This window comes from Saccharothrix sp. ALI-22-I (assembly GCF_001984175.1).
GTDB lineage: Bacteria > Actinomycetota > Actinomycetes > Mycobacteriales > Pseudonocardiaceae > Actinosynnema.
Window position 1 is genome coordinate 225,905 of the sequence record NZ_MTQP01000067.1, and the last position, 14,134, is coordinate 240,038.

The 14,134-nt window shown below is 66.1% G+C and carries 15 protein-coding genes; 8 read left to right on the forward strand and 7 right to left on the reverse strand.

What is annotated here, in order from left to right; all coding sequences use genetic code 11:
* Positions 1–4: 4 nt before the first annotated feature.
* Entirely contained in the window at positions 5–1,690 is a 1,686-nt protein-coding gene (locus ALI22I_RS33375) for a sodium:solute symporter family protein (RefSeq protein ID WP_077009544.1), read from the reverse strand.
* A 169-nt stretch (positions 1,691–1,859) separates the two neighbouring features.
* Here ALI22I_RS33375 and ALI22I_RS33380 point away from each other — a divergent pair, with 169 nt between their 5' ends.
* Complete coding sequence (locus ALI22I_RS33380; protein WP_143532567.1) at positions 1,860–2,591, forward strand: hypothetical protein; 732 nt, start codon at positions 1,860–1,862, stop codon at positions 2,589–2,591.
* On the opposite strand, the gene ALI22I_RS33385 is transcribed toward ALI22I_RS33380, so the two are convergent.
* On the reverse strand, positions 2,558–2,959 hold the full coding sequence (locus ALI22I_RS33385; protein WP_143532568.1) for a hypothetical protein: 402 nt from the start codon (positions 2,957–2,959) through the stop codon (positions 2,558–2,560). The genes ALI22I_RS33380 and ALI22I_RS33385 overlap by 34 nt on opposite strands.
* 253 nt (positions 2,960–3,212) lie before the next feature.
* On the opposite strand from ALI22I_RS33385, the gene ALI22I_RS33390 reads away from it, so the two are divergent.
* The 3 genes from ALI22I_RS33390 (at position 3,213) to ALI22I_RS33400 (ending at position 6,182) form a co-directional block, all read left to right on the forward strand.
* Positions 3,213–4,007, forward strand: a complete 795-nt coding sequence (locus ALI22I_RS33390; protein ID WP_077010116.1) for an IS5 family transposase — start codon at positions 3,213–3,215, stop codon at positions 4,005–4,007.
* A 91-nt stretch (positions 4,008–4,098) separates the two neighbouring features.
* Positions 4,099–5,697, forward strand: coding sequence for a hypothetical protein (locus tag ALI22I_RS33395; RefSeq protein ID WP_143532570.1), 1,599 nt, complete (start codon positions 4,099–4,101; stop codon positions 5,695–5,697).
* Positions 5,694–6,182 carry a TMF family protein gene (locus tag ALI22I_RS33400; protein ID WP_077009548.1) on the forward strand — a complete coding sequence of 163 codons (489 nt, stop codon included), beginning with the start codon at positions 5,694–5,696 and terminating at the stop codon, positions 6,180–6,182. The genes ALI22I_RS33395 and ALI22I_RS33400 overlap by 4 nt, the downstream gene beginning before the upstream one ends.
* 41 nt (positions 6,183–6,223) lie before the next feature.
* Here the strand turns inward: ALI22I_RS33400 and ALI22I_RS33405 are convergent, their stop codons facing one another.
* The 5 genes from ALI22I_RS33405 to queC form a co-directional block, all read right to left on the reverse strand.
* Complete coding sequence (locus tag ALI22I_RS33405; protein ID WP_202971132.1) at positions 6,224–6,712, reverse strand: VUT family protein; 489 nt, start codon at positions 6,710–6,712, stop codon at positions 6,224–6,226.
* A 115-nt stretch (positions 6,713–6,827) separates the two neighbouring features.
* Positions 6,828–7,595, reverse strand: a complete 768-nt coding sequence (locus ALI22I_RS33410) for a GTP cyclohydrolase I FolE2 (protein ID WP_077009550.1) — start codon at positions 7,593–7,595, stop codon at positions 6,828–6,830.
* Between the two features lies 1 nt (position 7,596).
* Positions 7,597–7,953 carry a 6-carboxytetrahydropterin synthase QueD gene (queD, locus tag ALI22I_RS33415; protein ID WP_077009551.1) on the reverse strand — a complete coding sequence of 119 codons (357 nt, stop codon included), beginning with the start codon at positions 7,951–7,953 and terminating at the stop codon, positions 7,597–7,599.
* A complete protein-coding gene (gene queE / locus ALI22I_RS33420) occupies positions 7,953–8,588 on the reverse strand; it encodes a 7-carboxy-7-deazaguanine synthase (RefSeq protein WP_077009552.1) in 636 nt (211 codons plus the stop codon). Before queE ends, queD begins: the two co-directional genes overlap by 1 nt.
* The gene (gene queC, locus ALI22I_RS33425) at positions 8,585–9,286 is read right to left on the reverse strand and encodes a 7-cyano-7-deazaguanine synthase QueC (RefSeq protein ID WP_077010117.1); all 702 of its coding nucleotides are present in this window, start codon (positions 9,284–9,286) and stop codon (positions 8,585–8,587) included. Before queC ends, queE begins: the two co-directional genes overlap by 4 nt.
* A 77-nt stretch (positions 9,287–9,363) precedes the next feature.
* Between queC and ALI22I_RS33430 the strand changes: the two genes are divergently transcribed.
* The 4 genes from ALI22I_RS33430 to dbpB (ALI22I_RS33445) are packed head-to-tail and all read left to right on the forward strand — an operon-like array spanning position 9,364 to position 13,784.
* Positions 9,364–10,287: a hypothetical protein gene (locus ALI22I_RS33430; protein ID WP_179118446.1), complete on the forward strand. Its 924-nt coding sequence runs from the start codon at positions 9,364–9,366 to the stop codon at positions 10,285–10,287.
* Positions 10,284–11,408 (forward strand): DGQHR domain-containing protein DpdB, encoded by a 1,125-nt coding sequence (gene dbpB / locus ALI22I_RS33435; RefSeq protein WP_179118447.1) that lies wholly within the window; start codon positions 10,284–10,286, stop codon positions 11,406–11,408. The genes ALI22I_RS33430 and dbpB (ALI22I_RS33435) overlap by 4 nt, the downstream gene beginning before the upstream one ends.
* Positions 11,405–12,679: a tRNA-guanine transglycosylase DpdA gene (gene dpdA / locus ALI22I_RS33440; RefSeq protein ID WP_077009555.1), complete on the forward strand. Its 1,275-nt coding sequence runs from the start codon at positions 11,405–11,407 to the stop codon at positions 12,677–12,679. Before dbpB (ALI22I_RS33435) ends, dpdA begins: the two co-directional genes overlap by 4 nt.
* Entirely contained in the window at positions 12,672–13,784 is a 1,113-nt protein-coding gene (dbpB, locus tag ALI22I_RS33445) for a DGQHR domain-containing protein DpdB (protein WP_077009556.1), read from the forward strand. Before dpdA ends, dbpB (ALI22I_RS33445) begins: the two co-directional genes overlap by 8 nt.
* The last annotated feature ends 350 nt before the right edge of the window (positions 13,785–14,134 follow it).

Sequence of the window (14,134 nt, forward strand, 5' to 3'; positions counted from 1 at the left end):
TCCCTCAGCCGAAGACGATGTTGAGCACGAAGGTCAGCACCAGCACGCCGACACCCAGCAGCAGCGGCGACCGGTACCACCCGGCGTCCTCGCCCGTGGTGGAGTGCCGCCGGTCCTCCTTGGGCGTCAGGCTGTAGACCAGCCCGACCAGCCGTTCCTCCGGCACCGGCCGGGTGAACGAGGTGACCGCCACGCTGACCACGATGTCGACCACGAACGCCACGCCCGCGCCGAGGAAGCTGGCGCCCTGGCCCGGCAGGTCGAGCACGCCGGTCTCGGCGAGCACGAACACCGCCACCGCGCCGAGCGTGCCCGCGACCAGGCCCGACCAGCCCGCCGCCGCCGACATCCGCTTCCAGAACATGGCCAGGATGAACGTGGCGAACAGCGGCGCGTTGAAGAACGAGAACAGCGCCTGGATGTAGTCCATGATGTTGCCGTACCCAGCGGCCAGGAACGCGGTCCCGATGGCGACCACCGTGCCGCCGATCGTGGCCAGTCGCCCGACCCGCAGGTAGTACTCGTCCGGGCGGTCCTTGCGGATGTAGTCCTGCCACAGGTCGTAGGTGAACACCGTGTTGAACGACGACACGTTCGCCGCGACACCCGCCATGAACGACGCCAGCAGGCCCGTGATCGCGATGCCCAGCATCCCGTTGGGCAGCAACTCGCCGATCAACGCCGGTAGCGCGTTGTTGTAGACCACACCGGAACTGTCGTCACCGGCCTTGAGCGCCGCCATCTCCGGCACGATCAGCGCGGCGATGACGCCCGGGATGATGATCACGAACGGGATCAGCATCTTGGGGTACGCGCCGATGATCGGCGTGCGCCGGGCGGCGGACATGCTCTTGGCCGACAAAGCACGCTGCACTTCGGCGAAGTTCGTCGTCCAATACCCGAACGACAACACGAACCCGAGCCCGAACACGATGCCGATCACGCTGAGCACCGGGTTCTGAATCCCCGTCAACTCGGTCGCCGGCCACGCCGACAGCTGCTCGGACCCACCAGGACCGCCGGTGACCTTGTCCACCAGGCCCTGCCAGCCGCCGACCTTGTGCAGGCCGACGATGGTGAGCGGCAGCAGCGCGGCCACGATGACGAAGAACTGCAGCACCTCGTTGTAGATGGCCGCGGACAGCCCACCCAACGTGGTGTACGCGAGCACGATCAGCGCGGCGGCGACCACCGAGAACGGGATCGGCCAGCCGAGCATGAGGTTGAGCAGGAACGCCAGCGCGTACAGGTTCACGCCCGCGATCAGCACCTGGGCCGCGGCGAAGCTGATCGCGTTGACCAGGTGCGCGCCCTTGCCGAAGCGGCGGCGCAGGAACTCGGGGACGCTGCGCACCTTGGAGCCGTAGTAGAACGGCATCATCACCAGGCCGAGGAACACCATGGCCGGGATCGCGCCGATCCAGTAGTAGTGCACCGTCGCCATGCCGTACTGCGCGCCGTTGGCCGCCATGCCGAGCAGTTCGATGGCGCCGAGGTTGGCGGAGATGAACGCCAGACCCGTCACCCACGCGGGCAGCGAGCGGCCGGAGAGCAGGAAGTCCAGGCTGGAGGAGACCGATCTGCGGGCGAGGAAGCCGATACCCAGCACGAACACGAAGTAGACCGCCAGCAAGGTGTAGTCCAGCGGTCCGGCGTCGAGCCTGAGATCCACCTGGGCCAGCACGGGCATCCTCCGCCCACCTCCCCTGATCAAACGCCGATCAAACGCACATCAAACAATATCCCACATCACTCAACAGCCGACCTTGCCGACGCCGGTGCACCCCGCGCACGCGCCGCCGGTTTGAACTACCCAGGGCTAAACCTCGTACTACCGGAGGTAACTCCTGGAGGTGATCGTGCCGACCGTCACTGCTTACGGCGCCGACTACGCCGCACGCGAGCTGATGCCGTGGGAGCTGGCCGAGTACACCCGCGCCGGCGGGTACGACCTGCGGTTCCTGATCCGCCACATCGGCTACCCCGGCAACCCGAGGTGCGTCAGCCACCGCCCCGGAGCGCTGGCCAAGCACCGGGCCGAGGGCCGGCTCGTGCTGCTGTACCACCAGATCGGGGAGGACGACTTCGCCGGCGGCCACGACGCCGGGCGGGCGCACGCGCTGGCCGCGTTGACCGACGCGCGGGAGGAGGGCTACCCGGAACACCTGCCGTTCGTGTTCGTGTGCGGCTCCGCGTTGTCGTCGTCGTTCACCCTGCCGACCGCGTTGGACTACCTGCAAGGCGCGGCGGAGATCGTCGGTCTGTCCCGCACCTGGTGCTCGGCGGGCGCCGACATCGTGCACGCGGCCCAGGACCGGGGCGCGGCGGCCGGGTTCGTGCTCAACGGCGACGAGTCGAACATGCGCGAGGGCATCGCGTTCTACCGCTGGAGCAACGGCCGCATCTACCCAGGCCGGATCGAGGCAGGGTTGCTCAAGGCGTACGTGGACCTGGCCGAGTTCGAGGGCGAGGGTCCCGAGGTGCCCGAGGTGGCGCGGCTGGCCGACCACCTGGCGGCCCGGTTCGCGCTGCGCCGGGACGAGGTGCTGGACGAGCTCTACCGGGTGAGGACGAACGGCGTCTCGGCGTAGACCGGACCGGACGTGGCACCGATGGTGAACTGCGTGCCGGGAGCGGAGTCTCGGAACGTGTCCGGCACCCGCACCGGGACCTCGACGAACCGGCCGACCGCGTCCGCGGTCGTGTCGCCGACCTGCAAACCGTGGAAGGTGAACACCACTCGACCGTGCGCGGGATAACCCTCACCACTGAGCCGGACCTCACCACCGGCGTGCCCGGCGAGCGGCTGGGCCGCGAGATGCGCGGCCGAGGAGGAAACGGCGGTGGAACTCAACGCCGCGACGACGGGCTTCGGCAGGGGGCTTTCCTCGGCGCAGCCCGTCAACGCCAGGGAAGCCAACAGGACCAGGACTGGTGGACCGGGTCTTCGTCTTCGCACAGCGCGCCTTCCCAGGTCCGATGACGGGGGAGTCAGCGTATATCGCCGAATCCACCCTGCCACGCACCCAAACGGCTTACCCGCCAGTCCGCAATTCGCGGACCGGCGGGCGTGCGTTCGGCTGGACGCGCCGTGCGGCTGGACGCGGGTGCGTCCGGCTAACTGTTCCTAACAAAATGATCAACGCGGTGGCATCGAGTGTGTCCGTTGTGGATCATTTTGGGTCGTGAGGAGGGGTGAGTCGCCGCCGTGGATCGTCCCGGACGATCTGTGGGAGCGGATCGAGCCGTTGTTGCCGGTGGTGCCGCGCAGGACCCGCAACCCTGGCCGTAAGCGGGTGCCGGATCGTCAGGTGCTGTGCGGGATCCTGTTCGTGCTGCACACCGGGATCCAGTGGGAGTTCCTGCCGCAGGAGCTGGGATTCGGCTCCGGTATGACCTGCTGGCGGCGGTTGCGCGACTGGAACGAGGCGGGCGTGTGGTCCAGGCTGCACGAGGTACTGCTCGCCGAACTGCACTCCGCGGGAAGGCTGGACTGGGACCGCGCGGCGATCGACTCCTCGCACGTCCGGGCCGCGCGTCGCGGCCCAAAAGCGGTCCGAGCCCCGGTCGACCGCGCCCGACCGGGCTCCAAGCACCACGTCCTGACCGACGGCGGCGGCATCCCGCTCGCGGTGATCCTGACCGGCGGCAACCGCAACGACGTCACCCAGGTGGAACCGCTGCTGGACGCGGTACCGAACGTGCGCGGCAGACGGGGGCGTCCCCGTCGACGCCCGAGAACGGTCTACGCCGACCGCGCCTACGACCACGACAAGTACCGCAGGCGCCTGCGCGCCAGGGGAATCGGCACGCGGATCGCCCGCCGCGGCCAACCCCACGGCTCCGGACTGGGCACGGTCAGGTGGGTGGTAGAGCGCACGATCGCCTGGTACCACGGTATGAGACGCCTGCGCATCCGCTGGGAACGCCGCGACGACATCCACGAAGCCTTCCTCGGCCTCGCCACCTGCATCATCTGCTACCGACACGTCCAGCGATTCTGTTAGGAGCAGTAAAAGGCCTGCGCACCGGGCACGTGTGAAGTTGTCGGCTCCCGAGATCAAGAGTGTCCTGTGGGGAGCCCGGCGGGCGACCCAAGTGTGCAAGGCCAAGCAGAACGACGAGAACGCAACCCAGAGGATTCCTGAGCCTGTCATCGGTGCCCTGCTGCGGTGGGCGCTGTTCTACCTCGATACCGCAGCGGAGAACATCCTGGCTGCCCGCGACGAACACCAACTCCTGCGTTCTCGGAAGCTGGTCTACACAGCTGGAGCGGCCATTGAGCGGCTGACCGAGTTCATCGCTCGTCGACGCGCCGACGGCCGGGGCATGCCTGGGCGCCGGCCGGACTACCCTGCCGCCAGGTGGCGCGTGCAGGGAGTCGACCGCAATGTCAACGTGACCCTGCTATGCCGACTCGCCGGTCTCGACCGCAGTGTCTACATGCCGCGCAAACGCGGTCACGAGAAGGTTCTCAAGCTCATCCAGGACGGAGTGGACGAGTTGGGCTTGGAGCCAGGAGGGTACGACACTCCGATCACGGTGTGCGAGGACACCGGCCTGCCTTGGCGGGAGCCGTTCGACTCCAAGCGAATCACGGAGGAGTCCAAACACCTGCTGGCCGCCTGCTACATCGTCGTTGCCTACCTGTCCGGGATGCGCGACAGCGAGGTGCAGGGCCTTGAGCGCAGCTGCCATTTCACCGAGCCCAGCGGCGACGGCGTACTGATCCGCCACAAGCTCCGAGGTTGGGTGGTCAAAGGCCGCCGCAGGGAACGTAGACGCGCAACCTGGGTGGTGCTGCCCGAGGTAGCGCGCGCCATCGAGATCCTAGAGACCCTCACCGACCAGGAGTCGCTGTTCATCAGGCCCGGACACAGCAGCCAGGTCCCGGCCAGTGAGATCGTGCAGATGATCAACGACTTTGCGGAGCACGTGAACACGCTCGCGGGGCGCACCGGGCTGCTGCCGATCCCACCAGTGACCCAGAAGAGCATCGACGGAGAGACGACCACCGAGGCGTGGTGGTTCACCACCCGACAGTTCCGGCGCACGCTGGCCTGGCACATCGCCCGCCAGCCGTTCGGCCTGGTCGCTGGCAAGATCCAGTACCAGCAGACGTCAGTGGCTATCTTCGAGGGGTACGCTGGCACCAGCGAGTCGGGATTCCGCGCCGAAGTGGAGAAGGAGCGCGCCGAAGCCCAGCTCGACGACATCGTGGAGCGTTACGAAGACGACCTACTCGGCAGGCCGTTCACCGGCGGAGCGGCACCGCGGCTGAAATCCGACTTCGCCAAGGTCCGCGCTGAGCTGGGCGATTCCCCTGTCCGACGCGCGGATCGTGCGCGGGTGCGGGAGATGCTGCGCGGGATGGCCCGCACCTATCGGGTTGGCGTGCTGGCCGACTGCGCGTTCGACGAGGCCAACTTGGACAAGGCGGTGTGCCTCTCGGAGAGCAGCAGCAAGGCCAAGCGCGTTCTGCCGATCCTGGACGCCTGCCAGCCCGCGAATTGCGTCAACGCCTGCCAGACCGAGAAACACCGCGAACCCTGGCGGCGCATGGTCACCGAGGTCGACGAGCACCTGAAGGACAAGAAGCTCAACGATGTCCAGCGGCAAGTGCTACTGCGGCAGCGCAAGGCTTGGCAAGGCATCCTGGACCGTCTCCAGAGCGCTGAGGGACAGGAGAGCACGTGAGTGTCAGCGCCGCCACCGACAAGAAGATCCGCGCCGCAATGGAGCGCCTGCTCAACGGCGAACCGACCCGATGCGACGGCAAGCTCACCTACACCAACCTCGCCAAAGAGGCCAGTGTCGGCTACTCCACTCTCTGGAAGGCCGACACCAGCCTACTGACGGAGTTCAAGCGTCGGGCCGCCGGTTCCGATGCCCCGGCTCCGCCCGCGGTGACGGTGGTCGGCAAGCTCACCCAGCAGCGCGACAAGCAAGCTGCGAAGATCACGAGACTCCGCGCCGAGAAGGCGGAACTCGAAGAGTTGGTGCGTGTACTCAAGCACGAGATCGCCGCCTTGGTAGTCGACAACGAGCACCAACAGGCGGAACTCGAGCGGCTCCGCGCTAGGATCCGCCGATTGGAGGGCGGAAACGTGCGCACGTTGCCTCAGCCTCAGACCGAGACTGATCCCATGAACGGCGGACCCGACGTTGGCGCACCTGCGTGATCGCTGGATGCACCACCGCGACAGGCTGGTTACTGAGCATGTCAGGTCAGCGTCCTCCTGCGACCGAGCAGCACAAGGATGGCAACCGCGGCAACAGTCATCCACGTTTTGCCGATGATCTGCCCCGGCAGGAACTCGAAGGAGCCGAAAGCCAGCTTGAGGAAGATGAGGCTGTCCGCCAACAGGCCGACGATGTTCGAACCGACCACGGCGACGATGAGGCCGCGTTTCCGCAGCGGTTCGTACACCGCGAAGTCCAGGAGTTCAGCCACGATGAACGCAGCGGCCGAAGCGGTGGCGAGTGCGGAGTCGGCCAGGAGGTAGGAAAGGACGGTACCTACCACGATGGCGGCCAGGACCGCTCCTCGTCCAGCGCTCTCACGGGCCAGGTCCCGGAGGACCAGAGCCAACCCGGCAAAGTAGACAGCTGCGGGCGCGATGAAGCCGAAACCGACCGGAACGGCACCGAAATGGGTCACGACGAGGTTCGCCAAGGGGATGGTGGCGACGTAGGCGGCGAGCAGGATCACCCCGCTCGGAGTGATCTTCTTCAAAGGACCTTCTTTCGATACAGGCCGGTCGGCCGACTTCTGAGTGACGGATTCGCGCTCGACCCTGCAGCACGAAGCGATTGACGGTGCGCCGTCATCCGGTGATCACGGCCACGGCGTCGTGGCTGTGGATGCTTTCGAGGTTGCGCACCCTGACTTCGTGGACCAATCCGCGGGTGCGACATGCGAGGGAGATGTCACGCGCCATGTCCTCGACGAACACCGGGTGGTCGTAGGCCTGCATCGTTAGCGTGCGCTCGTCGACGCGCTTGACCAGCGGAACCACTGGGGCCGACCCGCTGCCGCGGATGATCCCGACCGCGTCCAGCACCGGCAGGGGGTACAGGTCGTCCCCACGACCGGTGACCGACAGGGTGACCTTGCTGCGCTGGTTGTGCGCACCGTAGTCGGAGATGCTCTTCGAGCACGGGCACAGGCTCGTGACCTCCGACGTCACCGCCGTGGTCACCCGGCAGGAGCCGTCCTGCCAGGTGCCGGTCACATCGACGTCGTGGACCGACACGGACTCCAACCCGCTCGTCGGCGCGGACGTCACCTCCGAGATCGGCATGCTCAAGGACACCGAGACACCGGGCGCGTCCAGCTCGTCGGCGCCCGCCTTCAACACCTGGGCCATGTCCCGCGGATCGAAGGCCTGCAAGCGTTCATGGACGAGTGAGACCATCCGACTCATATGCGTGCCCCGACGGTCCGCTTGGAGCCGGACGGTGACCGACACCTCGGCGATGCTCCGCTGACTCGTGACGCCATCGTCGAACACCACCGGGTACCGCAAGCCGGCTATGCCGACCTGGTCGACCTCGATCCCCCGGCGGTCCACCTCGGCCTGGATGTCGTGCACGTCACCGCCCCCGATAAGTGCACCCGGAAGTGCAGGTCTCACGCACCGTCACAGCGGACAACGTGGGCAGTTCCGGCGACAGGCAGTCCCAGATCCACACCGCCAGGTTCTCGCTCGTGGGGTTCTCCAACCCCTCCACCTCGTTCAGGTAGTGGTGGTCGAGTTGTTCCTCGAGAGGCTTGAACGCGGTCTTCAGGTCACCGAAGTCCATCACCCAACCGGCGCGTTCGTCGACGGGCCCCTCCACGTGCACAGTCACGCGGTAGGAGTGGCCGTGGAGACGAGCACACTTGTGCCCCTCCGGCACTTCGGGAAGCCGGTGAGCGGCCTCGAAGGTGAACTCTCGGAAGATCTCCATCAACGGATCCCCAGGTACTTGTGTGTCTGCAGGGACAACGACCAGCGCGGGTTCTTCATGCAGTACTCCACCGCCGCCCGGGTGTGGCTCTCCCGCTCCCGGTCGTCGAGGGGCTGGAGCCGGAACGAGCGGAAGTCCAGGTGCTCGAACTGCGCCGGATCGCCGCCGACCTGCGGGTAGACCAACTTCAGCTCATCACCCGAGGTCACCACCAGGTCAGCTCCGATCTTCGGGCTGACACAGAGCCAGTCGATCCCAGCCGGGGGGACGCGGGTCCCGTTCGTCTCCACGGCGACCTCGAAGCCCCGGACGTGGAAGGCGTCGACGGCGGCCGCGTCCAACTGCAACAGCGGTTCCCCGCCTGTGCACACCACGAAGCGGTTGTCCCTGGCATCCGACGGCCATGCCCGTTCGACCGCCTCGGCCAGCTCGTCGGGCGTGGCGAACCGCCCGCCCCCGGTGCCGTCCGTACCGACGAAATCCGTATCGCAGAACTTGCAGATCGCCCGGTACCGATCCTTCTCCAAGCCGGTCCAGAGGTTGCACCGGGAGAACCGGCAGAAGACAGCCGGGCGGCCGGCGTGGCTGCCTTCTCCCTGCAAGGTGAAGAAAATTTCCTTGATGAGGTAGGTCATGCGCTCGCGCTTCGGTACGTCACAGGATCGGCGACACCAGCCTCGGAGAATCCCTTAAGCCGCAGCAGACAGGTGTCACAGCGACCGCACGCCCGTCCTTGCTCGTCGGGGTCGTAGCAGCTTGAGGTGATCGAGTAGTCGACCCCGAGGCGGAGGCCCTCAAGGATGATGTCCGCCTTCGACAGGGTGATCAGCGGGGAGTGGAGGCGGATGCGGGACTCGCCCTCGACGCCCATCCGGGTGCCGCGGTTGGCCGTTTCCTCGAACGAGTCCATGAACTCGGGTCGGCAGTCCGGGTAACCGCTGTAGTCGACCGCTGTGACTCCGGTGAAGATGTCGGTGGCACCAGCGGTCTCCGCGTACGCGACCGCGAACGAGAGGAAGATCAGGTTGCGAGCCGGCACGTAGGTAACGGGGATACTGTCGGCATCAACCTCGTCGACGCTGTCGTGCTTCGGCACGGCGATGTCCGCCGTGAGCGCGGAGCCGCCGAAGATCCCGATGGGGACGTCGGCGACCACGTGCCCGGCCGCGCCGAGCGCCTCGGCGACGCGCGCGGCAGCTTCCAACTCCACACTGTGGCGCTGTCCGTACCGGAAGCTCAGCGCGTACGGGGTGAAACCCTGGTCCTTCGCTATGGCCAGTACCGTCGTCGAGTCGAGACCGCCGCTGAGCAGTACGATCGCCGGTCGTTCCATCGACGTCACCCTTCAATTGGTGGACAGCTGGGCAAGATCATACCGAGCTAACTAGGTTGTAGAGTAAACCGCATCGGATGCGAGTTAGGGCCCAAGGGAGCCAGCGAGGCGTGAAGAAACTATCCGTGATAGTGACCTGCACGGACCGTAAGATGTTCGTCCCGCCTCCGGCTCTTCGTGTGAGCTCCCTCCCGACGGGCACGGTGAGCAGTCGGCTCGGAACGTGGACGGACCGGATCCATGCCGAGACGCACCGCACTCCCCTGAGCGGTCTTTACAAGGGTGAGCACTGGCTCCAGGCGCACGCCGTGGTCGATGCGGCAGCCCGAGCGGGGTTCACGGCCGAACTGTGGGTCGTGTCCGCAGGACTGGGCCTGCAGCCTGTGACCGCCTCGTTCCCGACATACGCGGCAACCTTCAACGCCGGCCACGAGGACAGCGTCGCGCCGACCGGTGTCGACCGGCGGCTGTGGTGGAGAGAACTCCAGGAACGCATGGGCACATCGACCCTGGCAGAACTGGGCTCCCGCGGCCCCATGCTCCTGGTGTTGTCCGAGGTCTACGGAAGTGTCCTGACAACGGAACTGCGCGAACTCGGCCAAGCGGGCACCGATGCGCTGCTGGTCGGCGGGACCGAAGACATCTCCGGTGTGCAGCGCGTACCAGCCAACGGATCGCTTCGCAAAGCGCTGGGCGGTACCCTCACCGGGCTGAACGCGCGGATGGCCGTTTCCTGGCTGGCCCACTGCGAGGACGGTGTACTCACCTCACCTGCCACGACGGAGTCGTGGACACGCTGGGTCGAGCGTTCGGCACACCGCGAGACCTACAACCGCACGCCCATGACGGACGCGGAGGTCAAGGACTTCATCCGGGCTTCAGCAGCCGAGCAACCCGGCGTCTCACGGACCAGGTTGCACCGGTTGCTCAGAGAAAGCGGCAGGGCTTGCGAGCAGAAGAGGTTCGCCAACCTCTACTCCGAGACGATGGGAGAGCGGTGAACCTCAAGCGCAGGGCGTTGAAGGTACTCCAGCACCCGACGATCCCCCTCTACATCTTCACCCTCGCGGCCGAGGAAGTCGCCCTGATCGCCGACGTGGCGCGGATCTCCCGGGACGATGCGGGTCGACTGATTGGTTACCAGCGCCCGGAGAAGAAGCAGCACGTGAACCAGATCCTCGAGTACCTCGATGGCGACGAGGTACTGTTCCCCAATGGTTTGATCATGGCCCTGCCGAACTCCGTCCGTTTCCGGTCCAGCCCCGGTCCAGCAGCCTCCGACAAATTGGCTATCAGCGGCACGATCGAGATCCCCCTCCCGCAGACCCCGGACGAGCCGCGCCCGGCATGGATCGTGGACGGCCAGCAGCGGAGCCTGGCCCTCGCACGGACGAAGAGGACACGCCTGCCCGTGACGGTCGCCGGGTTCGTGGCCGAGGACATCGCCACCCAGCGCGACCAGTTCCTGCGGGTGAACACGGTGTCCCCGCTGCCCGCCAACCTCGTGTCGGAACTGCTGCCCGAGGTGGGCACGGCCCTGCCCGCGAAGCTGTCCGCACGCAAGTTGCCGTCCGCCCTGGTCACCATGCTCAACCAGGATTCGGATTCGCCTTTCCGCGGGTTGATCAAGCGGCCGTCGACCAGTCCCGAACAGCGCGGCACCGCCGTCGTCACCGACAACAGCCTCACAGCCGCGGTCGAAGAGTCCCTCAACTCGTCCGCTGGCATCTTGTTCCTCTATCGCAACCTGTCGAACAGCACCATAGACACGGGTGCGATACGCAAGATCCTGGTCTCCTACTGGACCGCCGTGCAGCACACCTTTCCCGAAGCTTGGGGTCTGCCGCCGACCAAGAGCAGGCTGATGCACGGTGTCGGGATCAGGGCCATGGGGCGACTCATGGACAAGATCGTCCCGAACGTGGACCTGGAAGCGACGGATGTCGTCGAGCAGATGAGGAGGGAACTGACGTTGATCGCGGACCACTGTCACTGGACCAAGGGGCGGTGGGGTGAGTTGAACATCGCCTGGAACGAACTCCAGAACACTCCGCGACACATCAGCGTCCTGTCCAACTTCATCATCCGCGTCTACGTCAAGTCTCGGGTGAACGCGTCGTGAAGTTCTACTTCCCCGACAGCCAAGACCTGGTCAGCCCGACGTACGACTTTCTCAACGACGAGTACCTGCCCACGCGGGTTCGCCAGCGCGACGACGTGTACGCACACGAAGTGGTCACACCGTCTCCCTACGACGGTGTCCTCGTCAGCAAGGCGATCGTCGACGGCTCGGTAAAGGGAGCGGGCAAGTACACCGCACCGCAGCGCGCCAGGCTCTACCGCCTGGGAGTGCGTAAGTTCTTCAGGCTGCCGTCGGGCACCGCGAGCCTCGGCGACTGCGGCGCCTTCAACTACGCTGACGAGGAGTATCCGCCCTACTCGGTCGACGAGGTCCTCGACTTCTACGACGAATGCGGGTTCGACTCGGGCGTCAGCATCGACCACGTCATCTTCGGGTACATCCCGGAGGCGGGCGAGGACGACGTGGACCCCGCCTGGGCGAAACGGCGGCACATCTCCCTGGACCTGGCGGAAAAGTTCCTCGCCGCCGTGCAGGAACGGGACAGCCTCGTCGAACCGGTCGGCGCCGCACAGGGGTGGAGCCCCGCCAGCTACGCCGACAGCGTGGCCCGCTTGCAGGAGATGGGGTACCGCAGGGTCGCGCTCGGTGGCATGGTGCCGCTCAAGACCCACGAGATCGTGGCGTGCCTGGAGGAGATCTCGACCATCCTGCGACCGGAAACGCAGTTGCACCTCCTCGGGATCACCAGGGTGGATAGCATGGAGCGCTTCGCCGAACTCGGGGTGACCAGCTTCGACAGTACATCCGCTTTTCGGCAGTCGTTCATGGACGAGCGGAACAACTACCACACCGCCGACGGTGCCTATACGGCCGTGCGGGTTCCCCAGGTCGACGGCAACCCGGCGCTGAAGCGGTCGATCCTGTCGGGAGCGGTGTCGCAACGCGACGCTATCCTCGCCGAGCGGGAGTGTCTGAGCGCCCTGCGGGGGTACGACCAGGGCGCCGTAGACCTCGAAGACGTCATGACTGCCTTGACCGCTTACGAGGCGCTCGTGCTGGGGGATAACCCTGCGAAGAAGAAGAGCTACCTCGTCCAGTACCGCAGAACGCTGGAGGCGCGCCCCTGGAAGTCCTGCCCTTGCGCGTTGTGCAGGGAGCACGGTATCGAGATAGCGATCTTCCGAGGTACGGAGCGCAACAAGCGGCGTGGGTTCCACAACCTGGCCGTTCTGGAAGCCAAGATGCGCAAAGTCACCCCGCGACCGGCCCGCGGTGAGTTCGTTCCCTCAACTAGGAGAGATAGTGGCTGACAGGTACACCCTGCGACTCCCTGCCCTCGAGGTCCGGCAGGGGCGTCGACGGATCTACTGCTTCGCCGTCGACGGCAAGAAGCTGCACAGCTTCGCAGCGGTGTCGCGCATCCGCCGTGACGATGGCGAACAGTTGCACGGCTACCAGCGTCCGGAGGTGCTCAGCCACATCCGCGGTATTCGCAAGTACCTCGAGTCGGGCGGGGCGATGCTGCCCAACGCGATCGTCGTTGCCTTCGACGAACGCGTGCAGTTCACCCCGTCCTTGATGATCCCCTCGGACACGGTCGACTACTCGGTGCCCGGGGAGCTCGTCATCCCGGTGGACGAAAGCCTCTCCGAGGCCGAGAAACCCGCCTGGCTCGTCGACGGCCAGCAGCGCAGTGCCGCGATCCGCGATGCCGACCTCGCCGAGTTCCCCATCGCGGTCGTCGGGTTCATCACCGACTCGGAACAGGAGCAGCGCTCGCAGTTTATCCTGGTCAACTCCACGAGGGCGTTGCCGAAGGGCCTCATCTACGAACTGCTGCCCGACACCACCGGCCACCTGCCGGACTCCTACGTGCGCCGGCGTCTGCCCGCCCAGTTGATGACCCGCCTGAACGGCAGTCGCCGCAGCCCGTTCTTCCGTATCATCGCGTCGCCGACCGCCCCGGACGGCTACATCAAGGACAACAGCGTCCTCAAAATGGTCGAGCACAGCCTCTTCGAGGGAGCGCTCTACCAGTACCGCAACCCCGTCGACGGCTCCGGTGACGTAGACCGGATGCTCAGCCACCTGATCGGTTTCTGGTCAGTCGTGCGCGAGGTGTTCCCCGAGGAGTGGAGCAAGCCGCCCCGCCAGTCGCGCCTCACCCACGGTGTCGGCATCCAGTCGCTCGGCTTCGTCATGGATACCCTGACGGACGACGTACCGGCCGAAGGGGTGAAAACCGTGGAACTCCGCGAGATACTCGAAAGCCTGCGCCCCCACGTGGCGTGGATGTCCGGAACGTGGAACTTCAGTGACGGCGAACGGCGTTGGAACAACCTCCAGAACACTCCGAATGACGTCCGCCAACTGACCACGCACCTGTTGAAGTTGTTGCGCAAGCACACGCGGTAGTCCATGCCGAAGGACTCCGACACCGGTTCCGACAACGAGCCGATCGGAAGAGCGGTGCGATGAACTGGTTTGCTTCTCGCACCGTTCTTCCGTCGCGTCGCTCCCTCGTTACCGGACATGACGCCGATCGTCGTTCGACTCTCAGGCGCACAGCACCGGCCGACCCACGAGTGACCGGGGCGAGCACGAACACCTGACCGGCCACGGGTAGACCGGCGCACCGACCACGAGCAGTCGGTCGGATCAACCCTCGGATCGCGATGGTGTAACGATGGAAGCTACCTCGACGAAACAGTAGGGGATGGAGTCCAGACTCCATGCAGGGCCCATGGATCGGAGGTGGCAACACC

Coding starts and splice junctions, on each gene's coding strand:
- ALI22I_RS33375 (WP_077009544.1), bottom strand. CDS start 1,690: ATGCCCGTGCTGGCCCAGGTGGATCTCAGGCTCGACGCCGGACCGCTG.
- queE (WP_077009552.1), bottom strand. CDS start 8,588: ATGACCTACCTCATCAAGGAAATTTTCTTCACCTTGCAGGGAGAAGGC.
- queD (WP_077009551.1), bottom strand. CDS start 7,953: ATGGAGATCTTCCGAGAGTTCACCTTCGAGGCCGCTCACCGGCTTCCC.
- queC (WP_077010117.1), bottom strand. CDS start 9,286: ATGGAACGACCGGCGATCGTACTGCTCAGCGGCGGTCTCGACTCGACG.
- ALI22I_RS33430 (WP_179118446.1), top strand. CDS start 9,364: ATGCGAGTTAGGGCCCAAGGGAGCCAGCGAGGCGTGAAGAAACTATCC.